The 24,055-nt window shown below is 62.4% G+C and carries 21 protein-coding genes, 1 tRNA gene and 1 other RNA gene; 15 read left to right on the top strand and 8 right to left on the bottom strand.

Annotation, left to right across the window (positions count from 1 at the left end; translation table 11 throughout):
- The first annotated feature begins 379 nt into the window (after nt 1–379).
- From dapA to R3217_00505, 8 genes are all read left to right on the top strand, one after another.
- Nucleotides 380–1,258, top strand: a complete 879-nt coding sequence (gene dapA, locus R3217_00540; GenBank protein ID MDX1453921.1) for a 4-hydroxy-tetrahydrodipicolinate synthase — start codon at nt 380–382, stop codon at nt 1,256–1,258.
- 29 nt (nt 1,259–1,287) lie between these two features.
- Nucleotides 1,288–1,575, top strand: coding sequence for a hypothetical protein (locus R3217_00535; protein MDX1453920.1), 288 nt, complete (start codon nt 1,288–1,290; stop codon nt 1,573–1,575).
- 97 nt (nt 1,576–1,672) lie between these two features.
- Nucleotides 1,673–1,763 (top strand) — tRNA-Ser (locus tag R3217_00530).
- Nucleotides 1,764–1,894: 131 nt separating this feature from the next.
- An RNA gene (gene ffs / locus R3217_00525) (signal recognition particle sRNA small type) lies at nt 1,895–1,991 on the top strand.
- A 116-nt stretch (nt 1,992–2,107) separates the two neighbouring features.
- The gene (gene dnaX / locus R3217_00520) at nt 2,108–3,772 is read left to right on the top strand and encodes a DNA polymerase III subunit gamma/tau (protein ID MDX1453919.1); all 1,665 of its coding nucleotides are present in this window, start codon (nt 2,108–2,110) and stop codon (nt 3,770–3,772) included.
- Nucleotides 3,773–3,802: 30 nt separating this feature from the next.
- Complete coding sequence (locus R3217_00515; GenBank protein ID MDX1453918.1) at nt 3,803–4,129, top strand: YbaB/EbfC family nucleoid-associated protein; 327 nt, start codon at nt 3,803–3,805, stop codon at nt 4,127–4,129.
- Between the two features lie 24 nt (nt 4,130–4,153).
- On the top strand, nt 4,154–4,753 hold the full coding sequence (gene recR / locus R3217_00510) for a recombination mediator RecR (protein MDX1453917.1): 600 nt from the start codon (nt 4,154–4,156) through the stop codon (nt 4,751–4,753).
- A 44-nt stretch (nt 4,754–4,797) separates the two neighbouring features.
- Nucleotides 4,798–5,142 carry a histidine triad nucleotide-binding protein gene (locus R3217_00505; GenBank protein MDX1453916.1) on the top strand — a complete coding sequence of 115 codons (345 nt, stop codon included), beginning with the start codon at nt 4,798–4,800 and terminating at the stop codon, nt 5,140–5,142.
- 9 nt (nt 5,143–5,151) lie between these two features.
- On the opposite strand, the gene rsgA is transcribed toward R3217_00505, so the two are convergent.
- The gene (gene rsgA / locus R3217_00500; protein MDX1453915.1) at nt 5,152–6,054 is read right to left on the bottom strand and encodes a ribosome small subunit-dependent GTPase A; all 903 of its coding nucleotides are present in this window, start codon (nt 6,052–6,054) and stop codon (nt 5,152–5,154) included.
- On the bottom strand, nt 6,051–7,301 hold the full coding sequence (locus R3217_00495) for a M48 family metallopeptidase (protein ID MDX1453914.1): 1,251 nt from the start codon (nt 7,299–7,301) through the stop codon (nt 6,051–6,053). The genes rsgA and R3217_00495 overlap by 4 nt, the downstream gene beginning before the upstream one ends.
- A gap of 159 nt (nt 7,302–7,460) precedes the next feature.
- On the opposite strand from R3217_00495, the gene orn reads away from it, so the two are divergent.
- Genes orn through R3217_00480 form a run of 3 tightly spaced genes read left to right on the top strand, consistent with a single transcriptional unit; the run spans nt 7,461 to nt 9,580 of the window.
- Nucleotides 7,461–8,033: an oligoribonuclease gene (gene orn / locus R3217_00490; protein ID MDX1453913.1), complete on the top strand. Its 573-nt coding sequence runs from the start codon at nt 7,461–7,463 to the stop codon at nt 8,031–8,033.
- Nucleotides 8,034–8,045: 12 nt separating this feature from the next.
- Nucleotides 8,046–8,648, top strand: a complete 603-nt coding sequence (locus R3217_00485) for a DUF938 domain-containing protein (protein ID MDX1453912.1) — start codon at nt 8,046–8,048, stop codon at nt 8,646–8,648.
- Entirely contained in the window at nt 8,642–9,580 is a 939-nt protein-coding gene (locus tag R3217_00480; protein MDX1453911.1) for a threonine/serine dehydratase, read from the top strand. Before R3217_00485 ends, R3217_00480 begins: the two co-directional genes overlap by 7 nt.
- Nucleotides 9,581–9,588: 8 nt before the next feature.
- On the opposite strand, the gene R3217_00475 is transcribed toward R3217_00480, so the two are convergent.
- Nucleotides 9,589–10,701 carry an efflux RND transporter periplasmic adaptor subunit gene (locus tag R3217_00475; protein MDX1453910.1) on the bottom strand — a complete coding sequence of 371 codons (1,113 nt, stop codon included), beginning with the start codon at nt 10,699–10,701 and terminating at the stop codon, nt 9,589–9,591.
- Between the two features lie 95 nt (nt 10,702–10,796).
- Nucleotides 10,797–13,895, bottom strand: coding sequence for an efflux RND transporter permease subunit (locus R3217_00470; protein MDX1453909.1), 3,099 nt, complete (start codon nt 13,893–13,895; stop codon nt 10,797–10,799).
- A gap of 147 nt (nt 13,896–14,042) precedes the next feature.
- Between R3217_00470 and R3217_00465 the strand changes: the two genes are divergently transcribed.
- From R3217_00465 to R3217_00450, 4 genes are all read left to right on the top strand, one after another.
- Nucleotides 14,043–14,594 (top strand): GNAT family N-acetyltransferase, encoded by a 552-nt coding sequence (locus R3217_00465; GenBank protein MDX1453908.1) that lies wholly within the window; start codon nt 14,043–14,045, stop codon nt 14,592–14,594.
- Nucleotides 14,591–15,460 carry a hypothetical protein gene (locus R3217_00460; GenBank protein MDX1453907.1) on the top strand — a complete coding sequence of 290 codons (870 nt, stop codon included), beginning with the start codon at nt 14,591–14,593 and terminating at the stop codon, nt 15,458–15,460. The genes R3217_00465 and R3217_00460 overlap by 4 nt, the downstream gene beginning before the upstream one ends.
- Before the next feature lie 65 nt (nt 15,461–15,525).
- Nucleotides 15,526–16,128, top strand: coding sequence for a DUF2147 domain-containing protein (locus tag R3217_00455; protein MDX1453906.1), 603 nt, complete (start codon nt 15,526–15,528; stop codon nt 16,126–16,128).
- The gene (locus R3217_00450; GenBank protein ID MDX1453905.1) at nt 16,125–17,693 is read left to right on the top strand and encodes a bifunctional GNAT family N-acetyltransferase/carbon-nitrogen hydrolase family protein; all 1,569 of its coding nucleotides are present in this window, start codon (nt 16,125–16,127) and stop codon (nt 17,691–17,693) included. Before R3217_00455 ends, R3217_00450 begins: the two co-directional genes overlap by 4 nt.
- Here R3217_00450 and R3217_00445 read toward each other — a convergent pair whose 3' ends face one another.
- From R3217_00445 to ppsA, 4 genes are all read right to left on the bottom strand, one after another.
- Nucleotides 17,694–19,289: a choline dehydrogenase gene (locus R3217_00445; protein MDX1453904.1), complete on the bottom strand. Its 1,596-nt coding sequence runs from the start codon at nt 19,287–19,289 to the stop codon at nt 17,694–17,696.
- Nucleotides 19,290–19,313: 24 nt separating this feature from the next.
- The gene (locus tag R3217_00440) at nt 19,314–20,915 is read right to left on the bottom strand and encodes an aldehyde dehydrogenase family protein (GenBank protein ID MDX1453903.1); all 1,602 of its coding nucleotides are present in this window, start codon (nt 20,913–20,915) and stop codon (nt 19,314–19,316) included.
- A 115-nt stretch (nt 20,916–21,030) separates the two neighbouring features.
- Nucleotides 21,031–21,492, bottom strand: a complete 462-nt coding sequence (locus tag R3217_00435; protein MDX1453902.1) for a hypothetical protein — start codon at nt 21,490–21,492, stop codon at nt 21,031–21,033.
- 34 nt (nt 21,493–21,526) lie between these two features.
- A complete protein-coding gene (ppsA, locus tag R3217_00430; GenBank protein ID MDX1453901.1) occupies nt 21,527–23,896 on the bottom strand; it encodes a phosphoenolpyruvate synthase in 2,370 nt (789 codons plus the stop codon).
- Between the last annotated feature and the right edge of the window lie 159 nt (nt 23,897–24,055).

Genomic DNA, 24,055 nt, shown 5'->3' with positions numbered 1-24,055 from the left:
GAGTAGGTTCTCCTGGCTGTATCATCGCTTGGAATCGACGCAAGGCGCACGGCTGCGCGACCCGAGGGCTTGCTCGAGGAATGGGTGAATCCGAGGGTGGATGGGGCGCTTGCCGTGTCGAGCCCGGGAGGCTCCGGCAAAAGTCTGGTCGGCAGTTGTTCGGCGTTGCCTTGCAGTGTCATCCCCATTGGCAAAAAGCATGACTGCTTTTTCGGAACTTGGGGCCAGTGTATCGCTGTGGGGCGGATTGGCAAGCACTTCCTGCGAATTGCGGAAAACTTGCGCAATAGCCGACCTTGCTCCTTGTTGCCACCGGCTTACCCTCCTACCATGCGTCTTTTGGCATTCCCGGTCCGCGCAGTCCGGAGGAGTGAGAGCGATGTTCAAGGGCAGCCTGGTGGCGCTGGTCACGCCATTTGACGAGCAGGACCGGATCGATGACGAGGCCCTTGCGGGGCTGATCGACTGGCATGTCGCGGCGGGCACCAGCGCCATCGTCGCGGCGGGCACGACGGGCGAGTCGCCCACCCTGGAAACCAGCGAGCATGTCGACTACATCCGCCGCTGTGTCGAACTGGCGGCGGGCCGCATTCCGGTGATCGCCGGCACCGGGTCGAATTCGACCGCCCAGACGCTGCACCTGACCCGGGAGGTCTCCCGCCTGGATGTTGCTGGCTTCCTCCTGGTGGTGCCGTATTACAACAAGCCGCCCCAGGAAGGGCTCTACCGGCATTTCAAGACCATCGCCGACGCGGTCGACAAGCCGCAGCTGCTTTACAACGTACCGGGGCGCACGGTAGCCGACCTGCTGCCCGAGACGGTCGAGCGACTCGCGGCGCTGCCCAACGTCGTCGGTATCAAGGAGGCAACTGGCGACATCGAGCGGATGAAAGACATTCGACGTCGCTGTGGCGAGGATTTCTGCCTGTTGTCCGGTGACGATGCCACCGCTTGCGATTTCATGCTGCAGGGCGGGGACGGTGTCATCTCGGTGACAGCCAACGTGGCGCCGGAAGGCTTTGCGGAAATGTGCCGCCTGGCGCTCTCCGGCGATGCCGAGGCGGCCCACCAGGCAGACCAGCCGCTCGCTGCGCTGCACCGAGATTTGTTCGTCGAGGCCAACCCGATTCCGGTAAAATGGGCGCTCTGGCGGATGGGCCGCATTGGTCCTGGTATTCGCCTGCCGCTGACGCCACTGGCTGAAAGTGCCCATGACAGAGTCACCGCGGCGCTGGCCCAGGCGAACATCCGATCCTGAATTTTTACTTAATCGATATGAAGGTATTCATGAACCACATGATCCGATCCCGAGTCATCCTGTTGCTGGCTGGCCTGCCCATGCTGGCCGCAGGCTGCGCCACCAATCGCTGTGAAGATGTGCTGCCGCACCAGCTGGTGCAAGAGGCCAGCCCCCTGACCATTCCAGCCGGCGTGACAGGGCTGCCGGATTCGGGCGAATACCGGATTCCGGCCGGCGAGCGCTATGCCGTCAAGGGTTGCCTGGTCGAGCCGCCGCAGACATTGCCGAAAGAAGCGCTGGACAAGGTGGAACAGGCAAACAGCGAGCAGGGCTGATATCGCCTGCACATTGCGCCGGGGCGGCGCTTCGGGTATCTTTGCCGCCCTTCGGACGGGGCCCCGGTTGATGATTCGGCGGCCCTGGAAGAATTCAGGAGAGGTGCCGGAGTGGTCGAACGGGCTCGCCTGGAAAGTGAGTGTACGGTAACCCCGTACCGAGGGTTCGAATCCCTCCCTCTCCGCCAAGACCAGGAAATGACACTGCCCCCGCTGGGGGCAGTGTCGTTTCCAAGATATGAACGCGATGGTTCGACGTTCCGGCGTGATTGGCCGGCTTCGAGCCGGGCGTTCGCCAGCCGGTTTCAATGGTAGCTTGCGTCGGCTTCCTCGCGACGATCAGCCGTGAACCCCGCCAGGCCCGGAAGGGAGCAACGGTAGCGGTGACATCGGGCGCCGGGGAGCGGCCGGCGCAGGCTGCCACTCCCGCTTCCCGCAGCTGCCCAAATACACGCCAATTGCATGCCGGCCTGACCGCCCGGGCGATCCGCTGTGATAATCTCGTGTCTTCGCCAACACGATCCCGGACACCATGAGCTACCAGGCACTCGCCCGAAAATACCGACCCAGGAACTTCTCGGAAATGGTCGGCCAGGAGCATGTCCTGCGCGCCCTGATCAATGCGCTGGATTCCGACCGACTTCACCATGCGTTCCTCTTTACCGGCACCCGCGGCGTGGGCAAGACCACCATTGCCCGCATTCTCGCCAAGTCGCTGAATTGCGAAACCGGGGTCAGTTCCACGCCGTGCGGCGAGTGTTCTGCCTGCCAGGAAATCGACCAGGGTCGTTTCGTGGACCTGATCGAGGTGGACGCGGCGTCGCGTACCAAGGTGGATGACACCCGCGAATTGCTGGACAACGTGCAGTACGCGCCGACCCGGGGCCGTTACAAGGTCTACCTGATCGACGAAGTGCACATGCTCTCGCCCAATTCCTTCAACGCCCTGTTGAAGACGCTGGAAGAACCGCCGCCGCACGTGAAATTCCTGTTTGCGACCACCGACCCGCAGAAGATGCCGGTAACGGTGCTGTCGCGCTGCCTGCAGTTCAGCCTGAAGCGCATTCCGATGCAGATGATTGCCGATCATCTTGAAAACGTGCTGGGCCAGGAAGGCATCGAACGGGATGAATCGGCGGTGAACCTGCTGGCCCGGGCCGCCGAGGGCAGCATGCGCGATGCGCTGAGCCTGATGGATCAGGCGATCGGTTTTGCCGGTGGCGAATTGCGGGATGCCGAGGTGCGCAGCATGCTGGGTACCATCGATCGCAGCCAGCTTTTCGACGTACTTGATGCGATTGCCGCTGGCGATGGCGCACGTGCCCTGGAGGTCGTGGCCGACCTTGATACCCAGGCGCCGGATTACAAGCTGGTCGCCGAGGAGCTGGCAGTGTTGTTGCAACGCCTTGCCCGTCTGCAGATCGTGCCCAAGGGCACCGAGGATTGGGAAGATCTTGCGAGACTTTCGCCCCTGGCGGAGGCCATGGCGCCGGAAGATGTGCAGTTGTATTACCAGATCGTCGTGAAGAGCATGAGCGATGTTGCAGCAGCCAGCGATGGTCGCAGTGCATTCGAAATGTTGCTGTTGCGCTTGCTGGCCTTCCGGCCGTTGGTGGACAGCGGGGAAGCAACGGCAAAAAAAGCTGAGCCGGTCGCGCCGGTAGCGCGGCCGGCCAACAAGGACAGTGCCGGCGGGGCAGCCAGCGAGACGGGTTCTGCCGGCGGGAGTGTTGCGCCCGTGACGGATGTTGCGAGCGCGGCAGTGGAGCCGGCGCCCGCGACTTCGGTGACGCCGCCGGCATCGGGCGGCAACTGGAAGGATCCCGACTGGCATGGCTTGGTCGATGCGCTGGGCATGACCGGCGTGGCGCAGCAGCTCGCCATGAACTGCGTGTATTCGCATCGCGAGGGCAATACCTTGCACCTGGAGCTGGCAGAGCAGCATGGCCAGCTGGTCAGCGGGCGACTGCAGGAGCGTATCGAGGAGTCGCTGTCCCGCTTTTATGGCGAGAAGCTGAAGATCCAGATCGATTTGAAAGAGCCGGACGGCGAGACGCCGGCGCAGCGCGATGCACGGCGCCAGGCCGAACGCCTGGCGCAGGCAAAGCGTTCGCTGGAGGTCGACCCGACCGTCAATGAACTGCGCGAGACATTCGGCGCGGCACTGAAGGAAGACACGATTGCACCGCTGGACTGATCGTCCGGCCAGAAGCGACAGGAGAAGGCAATGAAAGGCGGATTGGGCAACCTGATGAAACAGGCCCAGAAGATGCAGGAGGGCATGAAGAAGGCCCAGGAAGAAATCGCGCGTCTCGAGGTCGAGGGTGCGGCTGGCGGCGGCATGGTCAAGGTCACGATGACCGGCAAGCACGAGGTGAAGCGGGTCGAAATCGATCCGGCCGTGCTGGAGGACGATCCCGACATGGTCGAGGATCTCGTTGCCGCAGCGATCAATGATGCCGTGCGCCGGGTCGAGGAACTGACCCAGGAGCACATGTCCGGCCTTACCGCCGGCATGGGTGGCCTGCCGCCCGGCTTCAAGATGCCGTTCTGATCGATCACGAGAGGTTGGTTCGAAATGGCTTACTCACGGCGCGTTGAGACCCTGATCGAAGCACTGCGGGCGCTGCAAGGGGTCGGCCCCAAGTCGGCACAGCGCATCGCGTTCTCGCTGCTGGAGCGTGATCGTGACGGCGCCCAGCGGCTGGCAGCGGCGCTTGCCGATGCGGCCGAGAACGTCCAGCACTGCGTTCGCTGTCGGATGCTGAGCGATGACGAACTGTGTGGCATCTGTGCGGCGAAGAATCGTGACGAGTCGTTGATCTGTGTGGTCGAAACACCTGCCGATGTCATGGCGGTAGAGCAGTACACCGGCTACCGCGGTCTTTATTTCGTGTTGATGGGCAAGCTGTCACCGCTGGACGGCATCGGTCCCGAAGAGCTGGGCCTGGATCGCTTCGAAGCCCGGCTGGATGAAGGCGAGGTCACTGAAGTCATCCTGGCGACCAATCCCACCATCGAGGGCGAGGCCACGGCGCATTACATTGGCAACCTGGCCCGGGATCGCGGCATGAAGGTCACGCGCATTGCACATGGCGTTCCGATCGGCGGCGAGCTGGAGTATGTTGATGGTGGCACGCTGTCGCATGCTTTCACGGGAAGGCTGGATTTCGGTTGATAGTGCGGCTTGCCGGCAAGGCAGGCGCAAAGGGGGTTAGTACCATGAGCGATTGCCTGTTCTGCAAGATGGTGGTCGGAGACATACCGGCGGACATCATTTACGAGAACGATGATGTCATGGCGTTCCGGGACATCAATCCGCAAGCGCCGACGCACGTGCTGGTCATTCCGAAGAAGCATGTTCCGACGATCAACGACATCGGCATCGATGATGACGCGCTGGTCGGCAAGCTTTACCTGGCGGCAGCCGATGTGGCAAAGCAGGAAGGCATTGCGGACAGCGGTTATCGCTGCGTCATGAACTGCAACGGTGATGCCCAGCAGACCGTGTTCCACATTCACTTGCACATGATTGGCGGCAGGAAGATGAACTGGCCGCCAGGCTGAGGAGACTGATCAGTATTCCTTGTACTGTCGGTCCATGATCTCGGCCATGCCGAGATACGCCTCGTAGCGGCGCAACAGTATTTCTTCCGCATCGACAGCGGCCCGCACGGCGCAACCCGGCTCGGCACGATGCACGCAGTCGGCAAACTTGCAGTTGTTGGCGCGTTCGCGCATTTCCGGAAACAGTCCTGCAAGCTCCCTGACCGGCATCGGCCAGAGGCGGTACTCGCGCACGCCAGGAGAGTCGATCAGCCGGCCGCCATTGGCCAGGTGGTAAAGCGTGGAGCGGGTGGTCGTGTGCCGGCCTTCCTGTCGCGCTGCCGAGATTTCGCCGACCTTGATGTCGTTGTCGGGCAACAGGTGCTGGGCAATCGACGACTTGCCGACGCCCGATGGTCCCACGAGCACTGCGGTGTGATTCTGCAGTGCGTCCTCCAGTGCCTTCATGCCCTCGCCGGACTCGGTGCTCAGGAGGATGCTCGGGTAACCGATATCACGATACTCCTCGGTGAACTCCTGCAACCAGTCCATGACCATCTCATCGGCCAGGTCGACCTTGTTGATCACGATGACCGGCTCCGCACCGCTGGCCTCGACGGCCACCAGGTACTTGTCGACGGTAAAGGACTCCAGCATCGGTTCGAGTGCAACCACCACCAGGACGCGGTCCACGTTGGCTGCCAGCGCGGAGCGCTTGCGGGAGCTGTCGAATCGTTCCAGCACGGTTTCGCGCTCGAGGATGTTCTCGATGACGCCCTCGTCCTGCTGGGTCAGGCTGTACTCGACCCGGTCGCCGCTCACCGGCTTCAGCTGTCGGCCGCGAACCACACAGGGCAAAACGCTGCCATCTGCCGTCTCGACATCGACATGTCGGCGGTAGTTGACGATGACCGTGCCGACAGCATTGCTCACGAGGACAGCCTGGCCAGGTGCTCGATACGCACGGGTGCCGGCGGGTGTGAATCATAGAACGCCGAGTGCAGCGGGTCGGGGGTCAGGGTGCTGGCATTCTCGCGGTACATGGTAACCAGTGCCGTGATCAGGGCCCTCGGGTCGGCCTGCTCGGCAGCAAACTCGTCGGCTTCGAATTCGTGCTTGCGCGAGTAGCGCGCCGACAACGGCGTCAGCGGGAAGGTGAACACCGGCAATACCAGCAGGAATACGAGCAAGGCGGCATGATTCGATGGTGTGGCGATGCCTAGCGCGGAGTAGAGCCAGGGCTCGTCGACGAGCCAGCCGAGCAGCGCCAGTGCCAGCAGCGTCGTGACGGCGCTGACCAGCAGGCGCTTGACGATGTGCTTGCGCTTGAAGTGCCCGAGTTCATGCGCCAGCACGGCCTCGATCTGGTCGTTGTCGAGGTCGTCGATCAGGGTGTCGAAAAACACGATGCGCTTGGATTTGCCGACGCCGGTGAAATAGGCATTGCCGTGGGCCGAACGACGCGAGCCATCCATCACGAATATGCCCGAACTCTTGAAGCCGCAGCGGTCGAGCAGTGCTTCGATGCGCGATTTGAGTTCACCGTCCTCCAGCGCCGAAAAGCTGTTGAACAGCGGTGCGATGAAGGTCGGATAGGCCCAGGTCAGCACCAGGCTGAAGCCCATCCACAGGGCCCACACCCACAACCACCACAGCGCGCCGGTGGCCTGCATGAACCACAGCGTTGCGTACAGCAGCGGTGCGCCGATGGCGACCATCAGCAGCAAGGCCTTCACGGTATCGGCAATGAAAAGGCCCGGTGTCATGCGATTGAAGCCAAATCGTTCTTCGACCACAAAGGTGCTCCAGGCCGACAAGGGCAGTTCCAGCACCGTGTTGATCAACAGCACGGCCAGCACCACGGCGATACCCTGCCAGTAGCCGGAGAGGTCGCCAAACAGGGCAGGCAGTCCAGCTTCCACGAGGTTGATGCCGCCGCCAAGGGTGAACGCCAGCAGGATGATCGTGCTCAGCAACAGGTCCCAGCGCCCCAGGGCTGCTTTGGCCACGGTGTAATCGGCGGCTTTCTGATGCTGCTCCAGGTTGATGCTGTCGGCGAACGCAGCCGGTACGGCATTGCGATGGGCCTTGACGTGGGCGACCTGGCGAGCAGACAGCCACAGGCGTATCAGCAGGCCAGCAAGGAGAAAGATCAGGAACAGGACGGTGAAAGCATGCATGGTTGGCGGAATCCCGGGTAATGCGGATGGTCTGCCGCGGGCGCGGCAGTTCGAAAGGTGGAGGGTAGCGTCTGCTAGAATGCTCGGCAAGCTGTGCCGACCCGGGCACTTGCCGCGGACCGGCCTGAAGCAGCCACTGAGAACAATGATGGAGGGAGCATGCCCCAGAGCGCGGACAACCTGATCTGGATCGACCTGGAGATGACCGGCCTCGATCCGGATAACGACCGCATCATCGAGATCGCCACCATCGTGACCGATGCCTACCTGAACGTGCTGGCCGAGGGCCCGGTGCTTGCCATCCACCAGCCGGACGACGTGCTCGCCGGGATGGACGAATGGAACACCCGACAGCATGGTGGCTCGGGCCTGACGCAACGGGTCAAGGACAGCACCATCGACCTGGCGGAGGCCGAGCGCCAGACCCTGCTTTTCCTCGCGGAGTGGGTACCGGCCGGCAAGTCGCCCATGTGCGGCAACAGCATCTGCCAGGATCGCCGTTTCCTGGTTCGCGGCATGCCGGCACTGGAGCGCCATTTCCATTACCGCAATCTTGATGTCAGCACGCTGAAGGAGCTGGCAAGCCGCTGGGCGCCGGAAGTCGCGAAGGGCGTCAAGAAGAACTCCTCGCACCTGGCCATGGATGACATCAAGGATTCCATCGCCGAGCTGGCCCATTACCGGGCCACCTTGTTCGCGACCGATGTCCTGCTGGACGCGGCCAAGCCTTGAACGAGTGAGCGCATGCCCGAACTGAATTTTTCCGCGGCCAGCGAACGCAACAAGGACGCCATCCTGGCGCACATCCGGCCGGTGTTGCGCGAAGCCAGCGCCGTGCTGGAAGTCGGCAGTGGCACGGGCCAGCATGGCGAGCACTTTGCCGCGGAAATGCCCTGGTTGATCTGGCAGACCAGTGACCTGGAAGAACATCATGCCGGCCTGAAGGATCGCATCGCTGCGGCCGGTCTCGACAACCTTCGCAAGCCGCTGTCGCTGGATGTGCTGGCCGACCCCTGGCCGGACGTTTACTACGACGCGGTATTCACCGCCAATACCCTGCATATCATTCCATGGGACGGCGTGCTGCGCCTGGTCGAGGGTGCGGCCGCCCGGCTGGTCGAAAACGGCCTGTTCATTGTCTACGGACCCTTTCTCGTGGCCGGGCAGCCGACCAGTGACAGCAATGCCGCTTTCGATGCCGCGCTGCGGCGCGAGAACCCCGAGATGGGTATTCGCGAGCTCGAAAACCTGTTGGAGTTCGCGGCCAGCTGTGGCCTGACCCTGCTTGCTGATTGCGCCCTGCCGGCGAACAACCGGCTGTTGCTGTGGCAGAAACCGGCATGCTGACGGCAGCGGATGTTGCGGCGGCGGCAGAACGTATCGAGCCCCATGTCGAGCGCACCCCGGTCCTCACATCAGCCAGTCTTGATGCCGACTGCGGCGCAAGCCTGTTTTTCAAGTGCGAGAATTTCCAGAAGATCGGTGCGTTCAAGGCGCGTGGTGCAATGAATGCGGTCCTGCTGCTCGATGACGATGCCGCGGCCAGGGGTGTGGCCACGCATTCGTCCGGCAACCACGGTGCCGCGCTGGCACGTGCGGCAGCCATTCGTGGCATTGCCTGTACGGTCGTCGTGCCCCGGGGCGCAAACAAGGCCAAGCTGGCCAACATGCGGCGCCACGGTGCAAAGCTGGTGGAGTGCGAACCCACCCAGCGGGGGCGGGAGTCGACGCTGGCCGATGTTGTTGCCGGTAGCGGAGCGACCGTCGTCCACCCTTATGCCGACGACGCTGTCATGGCCGGGCAGGGTACGGTGGCGATGGAATTGTTCGCGCAGGTTGATGCGCTGGACCTGCTGATCGTGCCACTTGGCGGTGGTGGCCTGATCGCGGGTTGCGCCACCTGGGTGGCCGAGCATTTTCCCGGGACGCGTGTCATCGGGGTGGAACCCGACGGCGCGGCCGATTGCGTTGCGAGTATCGAAGCAGGCCGCGTCGTGCCGGTCGAGCCGGACACGATTGCCGATGGCTTGCGCGCCACGGTTGGCGCGCCGAACCTGGCCATCATCCGCGAACGTGTCGAACGGGTCGTGACGGTATCGGATGCCGAAATCGCAAGCGCCATGCGCGACATCATGGAGCGCATGAAAATCGTGGTGGAACCTTCCTGTGCGGTCGGACTCGCCGCCATCCAGGCCGGCAGTATCGATGTGCAGGGCCTGCGCGCCGGAATCGTGCTGACTGGCGGCAACGCCGACCTGACCGACTTGTTCGCCAGCTAGGGCAGCAATCAGTCGTCCGCAGCAACCTGGTTGCTGGTGCCGGCACCCACTTCGGGATTCAGGATGCTCACGGGCTGTCCCGGCCGCAGCCGTTCCGCGCCACGCACGATCACCAGGTCGCCAGGCTGCAAATCGCCTTCGACGGCTACCAGGTGGCCCGAGCCGGCGCCCGCAATGACATTCACCTGGTCGGCGCTGCCGGTATCGTTGATGCGGAACACGTGCGCGCCTTCACGGCGCAGTACCAGCGAGTCGCGCGGCACTGCGATCACGGTTTGCGCATCCGCGATAGGCACGGCCACTCGCAGTGCTTCACCGACCGTCCAGCGGCTGGCGTCGATGTCGATGCGCAGTTCGATCAGGTGGTTACGGGCATCGCCGAAGGGCACGACGGTTCTTACCAGGCCCTGTTCACGCTTGTCACCGTTTCTCAGCAGAATCGAATCACCTTCCCGGACATGTGTGCTTGCCGTCAGCGGAGCGCGGGCGATGACCTCGAGGTTGTCCGGGTCGACGAGCCGGACGATGGTGTCGCCGTTCTGGACGCGTTCACCGATGTTCCGCGAGCGTGAGGTCACCACGCCATTGAACGGCGCGACCAGCTGGGTCTTCTCCAGGCGGTCTTCCAGCTCTGCCAGGTTGGCGCGTGCAGCGGCCAGGTCGGCTCGCGCAACATCGCGATTCGATGTCGTCTGTTCACGCGCACTCTGCGCGGCGTTGTTGGCAGCGGCGAGCTCATTGAGTCGCACGGTCTCCTTCTCGAGGAACGTGAGTTGCGCTTGCGCTCGCTGGACCTGCGCAGCTGCTGCATCACGTTGCAGGCGCACCGCGGTGTTGTCGATGCGCGCCACGGCATCGCCAGCGGCAACTCGGGTGCCGACGTCAGCGACCCAGGTAAGTCGACCGGTGGCTTCGGCAGAAAGGTCTGCTTCGTTTCGGCTGAACACCGTGCCCGTTGCGCTGGCGGTGGCTGCCAGGTCGGCTTCCACGACCAGGTCGACCCTGACCGGCGCCGGCGGTGGCCCCTGGCGCTGCGGTCCGGCTTGTGGCGCGGTCGGCAGCATGGCGGCCACCAGGCCGGTGGCAAGAAGTCCGCGGGTTTTCAAGGCAAATCGCTTCAATGCGAATTCTCCGGTTTGCTGTTCTGGGTGGACCGCAAGCTTCGACCTTGCAGCCCGTGATTCGTTCATTGCCTGGTCCATCACCATCATACTCCTCAAGGCTCTCTCGACGGTGCGGCTGGCTGTCCTTCCCAGGCAGATCCGGCGGCACTGCGCTGCACGACATCCTCGCCGATGCGCAGCAGGCTGGGCAGCAGGATCAGCGTGAAGACCGTGCTCACGGCCATGCCGCCGACGATGACCGAGGCCATGCCGCGATAGAGCTCCGTGCCGGCGCCGGGAATGAGAACCAGTGGCAGCATGCCGAACAGGCTGGTCATGGTGGACATGAGGATCGGCCGCAGGCGCAGCCGGACGGCCTGTTCGACAGCCTCGCGGCGCAGCATGCCTTCGCGTTCAGCGGCACGTGTCTGGTGCACCAGCAGGATGGCATTGTTGACGACGAGTCCCAGCACGGTGATGAAGCCGATCATGGTCAGCAGGTCCATCGGCTGGAAGGTGAACAGGTTGACGATTCGCAGCATGATCACGCCGCCGACGGTGGCGAGAGGCAGCGCCATCACGACCAGCAGGCTGTCCTTGAAGGATCGAAACAGGGCGCTCATCAACAGGTAGAGAATCGCGATGGCAAGCGCAAAGCTGCTGCTCATCTCGACCAGCGCGTTCTTCAGGTTGCCGGCGGTGCCAGCGTACTGGATGCTGCCGTCTTCGGGCAGGGCAGCGCGAATGGCCGGTGCCGCCTGGTCACGCAGCAGGTCGATGGCATCGGAGATGGACATGTCGCTCGGTGGCGTGACACGCAGGGTCACGGTGCGGCGGCGATCGACACGGCGAATCTGGTTCGGGCCAGCCGTGCGCTCGATATCGACCAGCTCGCCAAGCGGAATCACGCCCATGTTCGGCGTGCTGACCGGCAGGGCTTCGAGTTCCTCGGGTGTGTCCCACTTGCCGGCACGCAGGACCATGTCGATGCGCTTGTCGCCGTCGAAATAATCACCCACGAACAGGCCATCGCCCATGGCACGAATGACGTTGGCGACCGTGCGTCGGTCCCAGCCCGCTTCGGCAATCCGTCGCTCGTCGGGGATGAGTCGCAATTCCGGTTCGCCGAGTTCGAGCCCTGGAATGGGCTGAACACGAGCGCCAGGGATGATCTGTGGTATTTGCGCAAAGCCCACGGCGGCAGCGTCCAGCAGCGCATTGGTGTCGCGCGACTGGATGTCGACGTCGACCACGCGGCCGCCGGACACGTTGCCGAACAGGGAGCGCCTGCTGCCGAAGGCGAGGGTATCGGGCAGCCCGCGCAGGATCTGTCCGTTCAGCAGGTTGAGAAGCTCGTCGACCTTGTCCGGATCTTCGGCACGTGCACCCATGAAACCGCCAGAGCCGAACACGCCCAGGAAGTTGCTCGATATGGCAGGTTCCTTTTCACCTGCAAGGTATGGGGCCATGCGCTCGTTGATGACCTTGACCAGCTCTTCTTCGCCGGTGCGCGCATTGTTTCCTGGCGGTCCTGCAATGAATGCGAAGATCAGGTTCTGTTTGCCATCCGGCAGGTAATCCGGCGTCGGCAGCAGCAACACGGCAACGAGCACGGGAATGCTCATCAGGCCGGCGATCCAGCCGGTGCGCTTCTTTGGCGTCGAGGTGATGTTCATGATCATCGCCGTGCCTTTTTCCCACCAGCCGGCATGCGGATCCCTGGCCGTTGCACGTTGCAGTGATGTGGCGGACAGGGTGGGGATGACGGTCACTGCGATCAGCAGCGATGCCACGATGGCAACCGAAATGGCAATGGCCAGGTCGGCAAACAGCTGCCCGGAGAGATCGCGTATGAACAGTACCGGCAGGAAGATCGCGACGGTCGTCGCAGTTGAAGCAAGCAGCGCGCCCCAGACCTGGCTGGCGCCATGTTCGGCAGCCGTGAAGCCTTCTTCGCCTCGCTCGCGCAGGCGGACGATGTTTTCCAGCACCACGATGGCCGCATCCAGCACCATGCCGACGGCAAAGGCCAGGCCCGCCAGCGAAATGATGTTCAACGTGCGACCGAAGTAGTTCAGCATGATGAAGGTGATCATCAGCGAGGTCGGGATCGCCAGCGCAACCATCAGCGTGGCGCGGAAGCGACGCAGGAACCACCACAGGATCGCGATTGCCAGGCCGATGCCGAGCAGCAGGTTGTTGCGCAGCATGGCGATCGAAGCATTGATGTACTCGGTCTCGTCATAGACCTGGGTCAGGAACAGGCCTGCCTGCTTCAAGGGGCCTTCGTTCAGCTCGACGACCGTGGCCTTGAGGTCGTCCATCACTTCAAGGACATTGATGCCCTGTTCGGCCTGGGCGTTGATCGCGATGGAGGGGCCGCCGTTCTGGGTCAGGCGACCTGAAAAATCACGATAGTCGATTTTCACGGTGGCAATGTCGCCAAGACGCACGGGGTTGCCATCGCGCCAGTCGAGCACCATGTCTTCCATTTCCGAAACGTCATACTGGCCGGCGAAGCGCACCGTGTACTGGCGTCGACCGACATCGGCAAAGCCGCCCGAGGTGTCGGTGTTGCCGCCGGTCATGCTGGCCAGCCTCGGAATGTCGATGCCGTAGGCCGAAGCTCGGTAAGGATCGAACTCGACCCGCACTTCCTGGCCACGACCGCCGTAGGCGTTCGAGTTGGCGATGCCGGGGACGCGTTCGATACGGGATTGGACCACTTCCTCGACATAGTCCTGGTAGGTCGCCATGTCGCGCTCATTGCCTTCGAGGGGTCGCAGGGCGAACCAGGCGATGGCGGTGAAGTTGCTGTTGCCACCGGTGAAAAGGATGGGTTCGTTGGCGTCGGCAGGGTAGGAGGGCACCCGATTCAGGCGATTCAGCACTTCGATCAGCGTTTCCTGCATGTCGGTATCGACATCCAGGGTGATAGTAATGCCGGCCCGGCCAGCGGCGGCCGAGGACTCCAGCTTGACCATGCCCGGCAGGCCGCGCAGCACGTCTTCCTGCGGTTCGATGATCTCCGATTCGACTTCTTCGGGCGCGGCAGCACGCCAGGTCGTCTGGATGACCACCTGCGGCCGCTCGACATCCGGCGTCATCTGGATCGGAAGCCGGAACAGGCTGATGGTGCCGAACATGACGACCAGCAGGATGCCGACCACGACAGCGACCGGGTTGGAAAGCGAGAGTTTGGTCAGGTTCAAGCCGGCGTCTCCGCAAATTCAGGGTAATGGCGTTCAGACTGCGCCAGGGCATCGAAGTTCACCAGGACCCGTCCCGATGGAACTTTGCTTGCCATTGAAGTCTAGCTCGTGTTTACTTCATAAGCTTATGTATTTAGTGAGATTTTCATGACGCGGGAGTCGATTTCCATCCGTCCTGGACGCCGCGACGATGGTCCCGAGCTGGCGGCGATGGTGCATGCCGCACTGCACGAGCATGGTCTCGTGCCAGAGCCCGCTGGCGTGGATGCAGACCTCATGGACGTCGAGGAACGCTATCTCGCCCGTGGGGGTTGCTTCGAGGTGCTGGTGAACGAAGCGGGCGACGTTGTCGGATGCTATGGCCTGGTGCCGGGCGGGGACAGCGTGGTCGAACTCAGGAAGATGTTTTTCAAGCCCGAGCTGCGCGGTCGCGGGATTGGCTCGGCATTGTTGAAGCGTGCCATCGGCAAGGCGAAAGACATGGGGTTCTCCAGCATGCGGCTGGAAACGGCCAGCTGCCTGGTGGCTGCGAAAAAGCTTTACGAGCACTTCGGCTTCGTAGCCCTGGCAGGCAGGCCCAATGTGCCGCGTTGCGACCTGGCCTACCAACTGGATCTTGGACGGCTCAACAAAGCGGCGAGAGCCACACCGCGATACGATTTCAATGATCTGCCAACTCAGCTGGAAGAGAGCGAATGATGAATTGCAAGAAGCAGATGACGGTCGGCATGTTGATGGCATTCCTGTCCATGCCGGCGATGGCGGTGCCTGGCACCGACCTCTGGCGTGTCGATATCGATCTCGATGCCAATCCGGCGATCGTGGGTGAGCCGGAGCAGCTGACCACCCGTCCAGGTTACGACAACCAGCCGTACTTCGAGGATGAAGGCACGCTGCTGTACACGCGCATGGACGACAGCGGCCAGTCCGATGCGTACAGGCTTGTCATTGGCGGGGGTACGACCCCGGTCAGGAAGACGTCGGACAGTGAGTATTCGCCGCAGTTGAACCCTGCTGGCGAAATCACCGTCGTCCAGGTCGATCCGGCGAACGTGCAGCGCCTGGCGGTACTGAAAGAGGGCGACAACATTCGCGGCTATGAAGCCGTGTTTCCCAATCTCGAAGGCGTCGGCTACCAGGCATGGCTTGACGCGTCGCGCGTCGGGCTGTTCCTGATCCGCGAATCGGCCGAGCTGCACGTGGCCAACCGCGACTCTGGCGAAGTCATTCGCCTGGCCGAGAACATCGGTCGCTGTATCGTTGCAGTGCCTGGCGTGCCTGGCTCGATGTATTTTTCGGAACCGGATGCCGGTGGCAAGTACGCCATCAAGCGTCTCGATGTCGATGCGCGCAAGATCACGCGCATTGCCCCGCATGTCGGTTCGGCAATGGATTATGCGCCCTTGCGGGATGGACGCATCCTGATGGCTGATCGATTCACCCTGAAGTTGTGGGATGGCGCGCAGTGGCAGGTGCTGAAGGAATTCAAGGGCCTGCCGGGCGAGATCACGCGCCTGGCCGTCAGTCCCTCGGGCAAGCAGCTGGTTTTCGTTGCAGCAGAATAGACGGTTGCTGTAGCCGCCGGAGCGGCCGGCTACGCACCACGATTCGCCCTACCGCGGAGCTTCAAATGACATCATCGCTGAAGACATTCCTGTTCACGTTTCTCGCCGGGCTGGCGCTTGGTGCGCATGCCGGTACCGAGCCCGATCCGGCGGATCGGATCGTCGGCTTGTGGGTGACCGACAAGGGCGAAGGTCATGTCGAGATATTCAAGGAACAGGATGGCTACGCCGGTCGCCTGGTGTGGATCAAGGAGCCGTTCTTTCCCGAAGATGATCCGATGGCCGGAGAAGTGCGAATCGACCGTGAGAATCCCGATCCGGAGTTGCGAGACCGTCCGGTCGAGGGCTTGAAGATCATGCAGGGCTTTGCCTATGACGGTGACGATCGGTGGACCGACGGCACGATCTACGACCCGGAGAATGGCAAGACCTATCGCTGCAAGATCTGGCTGACCGACGATGGTCACCTCAAGGTGCGTGGCTATGTGGGCATTTCGCTGTTCGGCCGCACGACCGAATGGATTCCCTTGCTGGGAAGTTCGGGAGCAGCCGTCGATACCGACGAGCCGGATCAAGCGCCCGCAATGGATGACGAGCAAGCCGGTACAGAAATCGAAGACGAACCCCGCACCGACAATGCCGACGACGGCAAGGATGACGCGCAATGAGCAGCCTGGAAGATCACAAGGCCGGCGAGACCACTGAAGAGTACCTGCTGAAACTCAGGAACCTGACGCCTGATGATCACGAGGCGCTGCGCAAGCTGATGGACAAGGCGTACACCGGCCTTGACGATTCGGTCTGGACGCGAGACGAATTCACCGCGCAGCTGAATCGCTTTCCCGAGGGCCAGCTCTGCATCGAGGATGGCGGTGAAGTGGTCGCTGCGGCGCTGACCATGATCGTGAACTACTCGCGGTTCGGGGACTCGCATACCTATGACCAGATCACGGGTGACGGTTACTTCACCACGCACGATCCGAACGGCGACGTGCTCTATGGCGTCGACGTGTTCGTCGACCCCGAGTATCGCGGCATGCGACTCGGGCGGCGTCTCTATGACGCTCGCAAGGATCTTTGCCGCAACCTGAACCTGCGAGCCATTATCGCTGGAGGCCGCATCCCCGGCTATCACAAGTATGCCGAGGAAATGACGCCGGAAGAGTACGTGCAGCAGGTCCGGATGAAGGAAATCTACGACCCGATTCTGAGCTTCCAGCTCGCCAACGATTTCCAGGCGCGTCGCGTGATCCGGAACTACCTGCCTGACGACAAGGATTCGCTGGGTTACGCCACGGTACTCGAATGGAGCAACATCCATTACCACGAGACCGAGCCGTCGGCGATCACCTCGTCGAGTTCCACCGTGCGGGTTGGCACGATTCAGTGGCAGATGCGGCCAATGAAGTCGGTCGACGAATTGATGAACCAGGTCGAGTTCTTTGTCGATGCCCTGGCGGGCTACAACGCCGACTTTGCCGTCTTCCCCGAGTACTTCAATGCGCCTTTGATGAGCCAGTTCAACAAGTACAGTCCGGCCGAAGCAATGCGCAAGCTAGCGGGCCACACCGAGGAAATCTGCGAGCGCCTCATAGAGCTGTCTGTCAGCTACAACATCAACATCGTCGCGGGATCGATGCCGGTCTACGAAGAGACAGGCCTGTACAACGTGGCATTCCTGTTTCGTCGCGACGGCACCTTCGAGACGCAGTACAAGCTGCATGCGACACCCGACGAAAAGAAATACTGGGGTGTTCGCGGTGGCAACAGCCTCAAGGCCTTCGATACGGACAGCGGTCGCGTCGGCATACTGGTCTGCTATGACTCGGAATTTCCCGAGCTGCCGCGGTTGCTGGCAGAGCAGGGCATGCAGCTGCTGTTCGTGCCTTACTGGGTCGATACCAAGAACGGCTACCTGCGTGTGCAGCGTTGTGCCCAGGCACGTGCGATCGAAAACGAATGCTACGTCGCCATCACGGGCAGCGTCGGCAACCTGCCGAAAGTGGAAAATGCCGATATCCAGTATTCGCAATCGGCCATATTCACACCCGCAGACTTTTCCTTTCCGCATGACGGCATTGCTGCAGAATCCACGCCGAATACCGAGATGACGCTGATCGTCGATCTGGACCTGGAAAAACTGAAGGTATTGCGTGACGAGGGTTCGGTGCAGAATTTTCGCGATCGCCGTCGCGATCTTTACCAGGTTCGCTGGCTGCCCGACGACAGGTGATCAGTTTCCGTCCAGCATCCAGGCAGCGGCACGTTCGGCAATCATGATGACAGGGGCATTGGTGTTGCCGGAGGGGATGGTCGGCATCACCGAGGCGTCCACTACGCGCAGGCCATCGATGCCACGCAGCCGCAGGTGGCCGTCGACCACGGCCATGTCGTCGCTGCCCATCCGGCAGCTGCCCACCGGGTGATAGACGGTTTCGGCTTTCTGTCGAATGAACCGATCAATACCTTCGACAGTTGTCACATCATCACCAGGAAAGACTTCCCTGTGCCGGTAGGGCGCGAAGGCCTGTTGCGCAAATATGCTGCGTGACAGTTCGACACAATCACGCATCACTGGCAGGTCCCTGTCATCGGACAGGTAGCGCGGGTCGATGCGCGGCGCGGCAGCGGGATCGCTGCTGGCCAGGGTCACGCCGCCGCGGCTCCTTGGTTGCAGGCAGCACGCGTGGATGGTCATGCCCTGCATGCCGAGCTTGTTGCGGCCGTGGTCGTCGAGCAGGGCAGGGACGAAATGCAGCTGGATGTCGGGACGCCCGTCCTCCGCCCGGCTGCTCATGGCGAAGCCGCCGGCCTCCGCAGCGTTGGTGGACCCGACACCCTTGCCGGTAAACAGGTATTCGATGCCAACCAGCGCTTCCTGCACGAAATTGAGGTCATAGGTATTGATGCCACGGGTCTCGACCAGGGTGCAGATATCGAGATGGTCGTGCAGGTTCCGTCCGACGCCGGGCAGTTCCAGCACGACCTCGATGCCGTGCTGCTCGAGATCCCTTGCAGAACCGATGCCTGACAGCATCAACAGCTGTGGCGAGTTGATGGCGCCACCGCAGATGGCCACCTCGCGAGCAGCATGGACGTCGATGAGCTGGTTGCCGAGCCGGAAACGAACGCCGCTGGCGCGGCCCTTCGTGATCAGTACTCTTTCAACGAGTGCATTGGTGACCACGGACAGGTTGCGTCGATCTCGAGCAGGCTTGAGGAATCCGCTGGCGGTGCTGCAGCGTCGGCCGTTGCGTTGCGTGACCTGGTAGAGGCCTGCTCCGAACTGTTCACGGCCATTGAAGTCCCCGTTGGCCGGCAAGCCATGTTCGGTGGCGGCCTTGATGAAGGCATGGCTGAGTTCGTGTGAATGCAGCAGGTCGGAAACTCCCAGCGGTCCGCCCGTGTCGTGAAAGACATCTTCGCCGCGACTGTTGTCTTCCGATTCGAGGAACCATGGCAGCACCTGGTCGAAGCTCCAGTCTTCCAGCCCGGGCTGGCGTGCCCAGCCATCGTAGTCTTCGCGCTGGCCACGGATGTAGCACATGGCGTTGATGGAGCTCGAGCCACCGAGCACCTTGCCGCGCGGCCACCAGAGCTTGCGGCCGGCCAGACCCTGCTGGGGTTCGGTGTAGTAATTCCAGTTCAGCGCCAGGTTGGCAGCGAGTTTCGGCAGCCCGGCCGGCATGTGGATGTAGGGACTGCGGTCGGCGCCACCGGCTTCGATCAGCAAGACGCGATTGGACGGATCTGCCGACAGGCGGTTGGCCAGTACGCAGCCGGCGCTGCCTGCGCCGACGACGATGAAGTCGAATTCGGAATTATGCATGCACCATCCCCTGGCAATGCCGTGTCATTTCGATCGCTTGAACATGCGTGGCAGGATCTTCAGGAGCTTGCCGACCCCCTTCAGGCGGCGCGCCAGGCCGCGACCGTGTATGGCGTGGATGCCACCCAGCAAGCCGTCATAGATGCTGCGGCTGAAGGGATACCAGAAGACATTGCGCTGTGCGAAACCCAGCCAGTCATCGATAACGACCTGCGGGTCGGTCATCGCTTCGAAGGCGAATTCGCCATGGCCACGACCGAGACCCGAATCGCCAGGGCCTCCCCAGGGTGTTTCGGTCAGGCCATGGCTCAGCATGTGGTCATTGATGGTGACGGCGCCAGCCTTCAGGTGGCCGGCGAGCTCGCGAGCGTGCTTGCGATTGCGTGACCACACCGAGGCGGTCAGCGCATAACGCGAGTCGTTGGCCAGCTCGATGACATCCGCTTCGTCCTTGAAGGTCATGACCCCGATGATCGGGCCGAACGTTTCTTCTCGCATGACTTCCATGTCGTGACTCACGTTGGATAGCACCAGCGGCTTGATCAGGCGCGTGCTGTCGGTGGTGAAGGGCGCCTCGGCATGGATGGTGGCGCCGGCAGCCAGTGCCGCTTCCACCTGCTGGCGCACGACGTTTGCCTGGCGCTCGGTGCACAAGGGGCCGATGTCGCTGTCAAACGGCGTTTCCTCCGACCAGCGCAGGCCATCGACCGTGTTCTTCAATGCCCGCATGAAGTCATCATGGATGCTTTCATGGACATAGAGTCGCTCCACGCCGGCACAGGACTGGCCTGCATTCATCATGCCGGCAAAGACGGCGCCCTCGGCCGCGCGCTGAATGTCGGCATCCGGCAGCACGATCATGGCGTCCTTGCCGCCGAGCTCGAGCGAGATCGGCACAAGCTGGCGTGCAGCTTTTTCTGCCAGGATCTTGCCGACGCGGACACTGCCGGTGAAACACAGCTTGTTCACGCCGTCGGCTGCCAGCATGACATCGCCACAGGCGGGTCCGTCGACGATCACGTGCTGGAAAACGTTTTCGGGCAGGCCCGATTCCTTGAACATGCGGGCAATCAGTTCACCCACCGGCAGGGTTTCCGGCGCGGTCTTCAGCAGTACGGTATTGCCAGCCAGCAGTGCGGGCACGATCTCGTGCATGGGAATGCCGAGCGGATAGTTCCAGGGCGCGATGATGCCGACCACGCCGTGGGGCTTGCGGTGCAGTACGGAGCGCTTGTTCAGGAAGAGCAGCGAACCCGGTTTCAGCTTCCTGGGACGAAGCATGCGCGGTGCCTGGCGCTCGTACCAGGCGCTGCCGAATATCGACGGCATCACGTCACCGGCCAGTGCTTCGATCGGGCGCTTGCCCACGCATTGCCGGACCAGGTCGGCGGCTTCTTCGGCATGTTCCGTCAACCAGGCGCGCATCTTCGCAATAAAGGCCTGTCGCTGCGCCAGGGTCAGGCGGCTCCAGCTCGGCTGGGCCAGGCGAGCGGCCGCAATGCGTTGCCGCAGCTCGTCGCTGTCGATCTGCTTGTAGCTGCCAATGCGTTCACCCGTTACCGGGTTGCAGACGTCGACTACGGCGTCGCTCGAGGCATGGTCCAGGGGCTTGTCAGGCGCGTGCATAGGGACTCCGATGTGATCGTCAGCAACCATGGTATCCGAACGGCAGGCAAAAAAAAGCGGCGCTGCGCCGGAATCCGGCTGGCAGCGCCGCTCGCTGGAAAGGGCTTGTTGCTGCCTATTCCCCGAAGGCCTGCTGCAGGCGCTCGGCGTCGACATGCTGGTCGAGGCCGTTCATGTAGCTGGCAACGCTCGGGGCGGACATGATGCCCTGCATGGCGACCTGGCCGAGAATGCTGAACGCCGCCTGTATGGCTTGCTCGCCTTCCTGTTCGAGGGCAGCACGCGTTTCATTCCTGCAACGGTCCGCGATCAGGGTGGTGAAAAGCTCGCCAGTGTCCTTGTTCAGCTGCGCGGCATCCTCGGCATCGACCATCGACAGCGTGGCCACTTCCGGGTGCTGCGACATGGCTGCAAAGATCCAGCGGATCAAGAGGGTGCGATCGTTAGGGCTGGTGCTGTTCACCAGGCACCTGCCCAGCGAATCGGTGGCAGTACCGGCGACAGCCGGAGCCGCAACGCCGAGCATGCCGGCGGAAAGGGTGAAAGCGGCCAGCACGGCCAGTAATTTCTTGCGCATCATTCAGCTCCGTATTCTGGGTAATGGGACCGTATCAGATTTTCTGGCCAGCGAGGTGCATCCAGGTTTCCACCACGGTGTCCGGGTTCAGCGACACCGACTCGATGCCCTGGTCCAGCAGCCACTTGGCAAGATCCGGGTGATCGGATGGCCCCTGGCCGCAGATGCCGATGTACTTGCCCTTGTCGCGACAGGCCTTGATGGCCATCGACAGCAGTGCCTTGACCGCGTCGTTGCGTTCGTCGAACAGGTGGGCGATCAGGCCGGAGTCACGGTCCAGGCCCAGGGTCAGCTGCGTCAGGTCGTTCGAACCGATGGAGAAACCGTCGAAGTATTCCAGGAACTGGTCGGCGAGCAAGGCATTGGATGGCAGCTCGCACATCATGATCAGCTTCAGTTCGTCCTTGCCACGCTCAAGGCCGTTGTCCTTCAGCAGCTGTACCACCTGCTCGGCTTCACTGACGGTGCGCACGAAAGGAATCATGATCTGGACATTCTTCAGGCCCATGTCGTCACGAACCTTCTTCAGTGCGGCAACTTCGAGCTCGAAACAGTCGCGGAAATCCTCGCTGATGTAACGTGAAGCGCCACGCCAGCCGATCATCGGGTTCTCTTCATGGGGTTCGAACTGCGAACCGCCGATGAGATTGGCGTATTCATTGGACTTGAAGTCGGACATGCGCACGATCACCGGCTCCGGCGCGAAGGCCGCGGCCAGGGTGCTGATGCCCTCGGCCAGGCGATCCACGTAGAAACCGACCGGGTCGGAGTAACCGCCCATCTGCTTGCGAATGGTGTCCTGCAGGCCTGGATCCATCTTGTCGAAGTTGAGCAGGGCCTTGGGATGCACGCCGATCATCACGTTGATGATGAACTCGAGGCGTGCCAGGCCGATGCCCTTGTGCGGCAGGGCCGCAAAGCTGAAGGCGCGCTCCGGGTTGGCCACGTTCATCATGACCTTGAGTGGAATGTCGGGCATGTTGTCCAGCTCGATTTCCTTTTTCTCGAACTCCAGCTGGCCCTTGTAGATGTAGCCGGTGTCGCCTTCGGCACAGGACACCGTGACATCCACGCCATCGGCGATCTTGTCGGTGGCGTCGCCGCAACCCACGATCGCCGGGATGCCCAGCTCGCGCGCGATGATTGCGGCGTGGCAGGTGCGACCGCCACGGTTGGTGACGATGGCGGAGGCGCGCTTCATGATCGGTTCCCAGTCCGGGTCGGTCATGTCGGTGACCAGGACGTCGCCGGATTCGACGCGATGCATGTCATCGAGGGTGCTCAGCACCTTGGCCGTGCCGGCGCCGATCCGCTGGCCGATGGCGCGGCCTTCGCACAGCACGTCACCCGAATCCTTGAGGTTGTAACGTTCGATGACCTGGCCGGCCCGCGACTGCACGGTCTCCGGGCGGGCCTGCAGGATGTAGAGCTTGCCGTCGTTGCCATCCTTGCCCCACTCGATGTCCATCGGGCGGCCGTAATGCTTTTCGATGGTCACGGCCTGCTTGGCCAGCTCCGTCAGCTCTTCATCGGTCAGGCAGAAGCGGTTGCGATCCTCTTCGGGGACTTCAATCGTCTTGACCGATTTGCCGTGGCCTTCCTCGCCCGAATAGACCATCTGGATGGCCTTGCCGCCAAGATTGCGACGCAGTACGGCGGGTCGGCCGGCTTCCAGCGCCGGCTTGTAGACGTAGAACTCGTCCGGGTTGACCGCGCCCTGCACGACGGTTTCGCCGAGGCCGTAGGAAGCGGTAATGAACACGGCGTCGCGGAAACCGGATTCGGTGTCCAGCGTGAACATCACGCCGGAGCAGCCGACATCCGAACGGCACATGCGCTGCACGCCCGCCGACAGCGCCACGACACTGTGGTCGAAGCCCTGGTGGACACGGTAGGCAATGGCGCGGTCATTGAACAGCGAAGCGAAGACTTCATGCATGGCTTCGATGATGTGGTCCAGGCCTTTCACGTTCAGGAAGGTTTCCTGCTGGCCGGCGAAGGAGGCGTCAGGCAGGTCTTCCGCCGTTGCGGAAGAGCGCACGGCGAAAGAGGCTTCGCCGCCGGCGTCCTTGACCAGTGCCTCGTAGGCCTCGGTGACTTCCTTGCGGAGCTGGTCCGGGAAGGGGGTATCCATGACCCACTGGCGAATCTGCTTGCCGGTTTCGGTCAGCGCCTTGATGTCGTCCACGTCCAGCTTGTCCAGCGCATCATTGATCCGCTTGGCGAGCCCGTCGTGTTCCAGGAAATCGCGGTAGGCCTGCGCCGTGGTGGCGAAGCCGCCCGGCACCGACACACCGGCACCGGCGAGATTGGAGATCATCTCGCCCAGCGAGGCGTTCTTGCCACCGACGCGCTCGACGTCATTCATGCCCAGGGATTCGAAGGGAAGAACGTAGTTGTCCATGCTGCTTTCCAGTCAGTCCAGTTGTCAGGTGCCCCTGGTGAAACCCGGGGGCGGCGGCCGCGCGGCGGCGGGATTCTTCAAAATGCCGGTTTTCCATGTGAACCGGCCTTGCTATGGTTCACTCTCGCCGCTGCGCGATTCCGCGGCGCAAGAATGACC

The sequence above is a fragment of the Gammaproteobacteria bacterium genome (assembly GCA_033720895.1).
GTDB lineage: Bacteria > Pseudomonadota > Gammaproteobacteria > Natronospirales > JAJUFS01 > JAWWBS01.
The sequence above is the reverse complement of the archived record's forward strand: the minus strand, read 5'-3'. Positions and strand labels throughout refer to the sequence as shown.

What these genes read in the sequence shown, in the direction of transcription:
- R3217_00440 (MDX1453903.1), bottom strand. Translation starts at nt 20,915, where the DNA reads ATGCACGCGCCTGACAAGCCCCTGGACCATGCCTCGAGCGACGCCGTA.
- R3217_00465 (MDX1453908.1), top strand. Translation starts at nt 14,043, where the DNA reads ATGACGCGGGAGTCGATTTCCATCCGTCCTGGACGCCGCGACGATGGT.
- dnaX (MDX1453919.1), top strand. Translation starts at nt 2,108, where the DNA reads ATGAGCTACCAGGCACTCGCCCGAAAATACCGACCCAGGAACTTCTCG.
- R3217_00450 (MDX1453905.1), top strand. Translation starts at nt 16,125, where the DNA reads ATGAGCAGCCTGGAAGATCACAAGGCCGGCGAGACCACTGAAGAGTAC.
- ppsA (MDX1453901.1), bottom strand. Translation starts at nt 23,896, where the DNA reads ATGGACAACTACGTTCTTCCCTTCGAATCCCTGGGCATGAATGACGTC.
- R3217_00495 (MDX1453914.1), bottom strand. Translation starts at nt 7,301, where the DNA reads ATGCATGCTTTCACCGTCCTGTTCCTGATCTTTCTCCTTGCTGGCCTG.
- dapA (MDX1453921.1), top strand. Translation starts at nt 380, where the DNA reads ATGTTCAAGGGCAGCCTGGTGGCGCTGGTCACGCCATTTGACGAGCAG.
- R3217_00535 (MDX1453920.1), top strand. Translation starts at nt 1,288, where the DNA reads ATGAACCACATGATCCGATCCCGAGTCATCCTGTTGCTGGCTGGCCTG.
- R3217_00445 (MDX1453904.1), bottom strand. Translation starts at nt 19,289, where the DNA reads ATGCATAATTCCGAATTCGACTTCATCGTCGTCGGCGCAGGCAGCGCC.
- R3217_00460 (MDX1453907.1), top strand. Translation starts at nt 14,591, where the DNA reads ATGATGAATTGCAAGAAGCAGATGACGGTCGGCATGTTGATGGCATTC.
- recR (MDX1453917.1), top strand. Translation starts at nt 4,154, where the DNA reads ATGGCTTACTCACGGCGCGTTGAGACCCTGATCGAAGCACTGCGGGCG.
- R3217_00485 (MDX1453912.1), top strand. Translation starts at nt 8,046, where the DNA reads ATGCCCGAACTGAATTTTTCCGCGGCCAGCGAACGCAACAAGGACGCC.
- R3217_00480 (MDX1453911.1), top strand. Translation starts at nt 8,642, where the DNA reads ATGCTGACGGCAGCGGATGTTGCGGCGGCGGCAGAACGTATCGAGCCC.
- R3217_00515 (MDX1453918.1), top strand. Translation starts at nt 3,803, where the DNA reads ATGAAAGGCGGATTGGGCAACCTGATGAAACAGGCCCAGAAGATGCAG.
- R3217_00455 (MDX1453906.1), top strand. Translation starts at nt 15,526, where the DNA reads ATGACATCATCGCTGAAGACATTCCTGTTCACGTTTCTCGCCGGGCTG.
- R3217_00435 (MDX1453902.1), bottom strand. Translation starts at nt 21,492, where the DNA reads ATGCGCAAGAAATTACTGGCCGTGCTGGCCGCTTTCACCCTTTCCGCC.
- R3217_00505 (MDX1453916.1), top strand. Translation starts at nt 4,798, where the DNA reads ATGAGCGATTGCCTGTTCTGCAAGATGGTGGTCGGAGACATACCGGCG.
- orn (MDX1453913.1), top strand. Translation starts at nt 7,461, where the DNA reads ATGCCCCAGAGCGCGGACAACCTGATCTGGATCGACCTGGAGATGACC.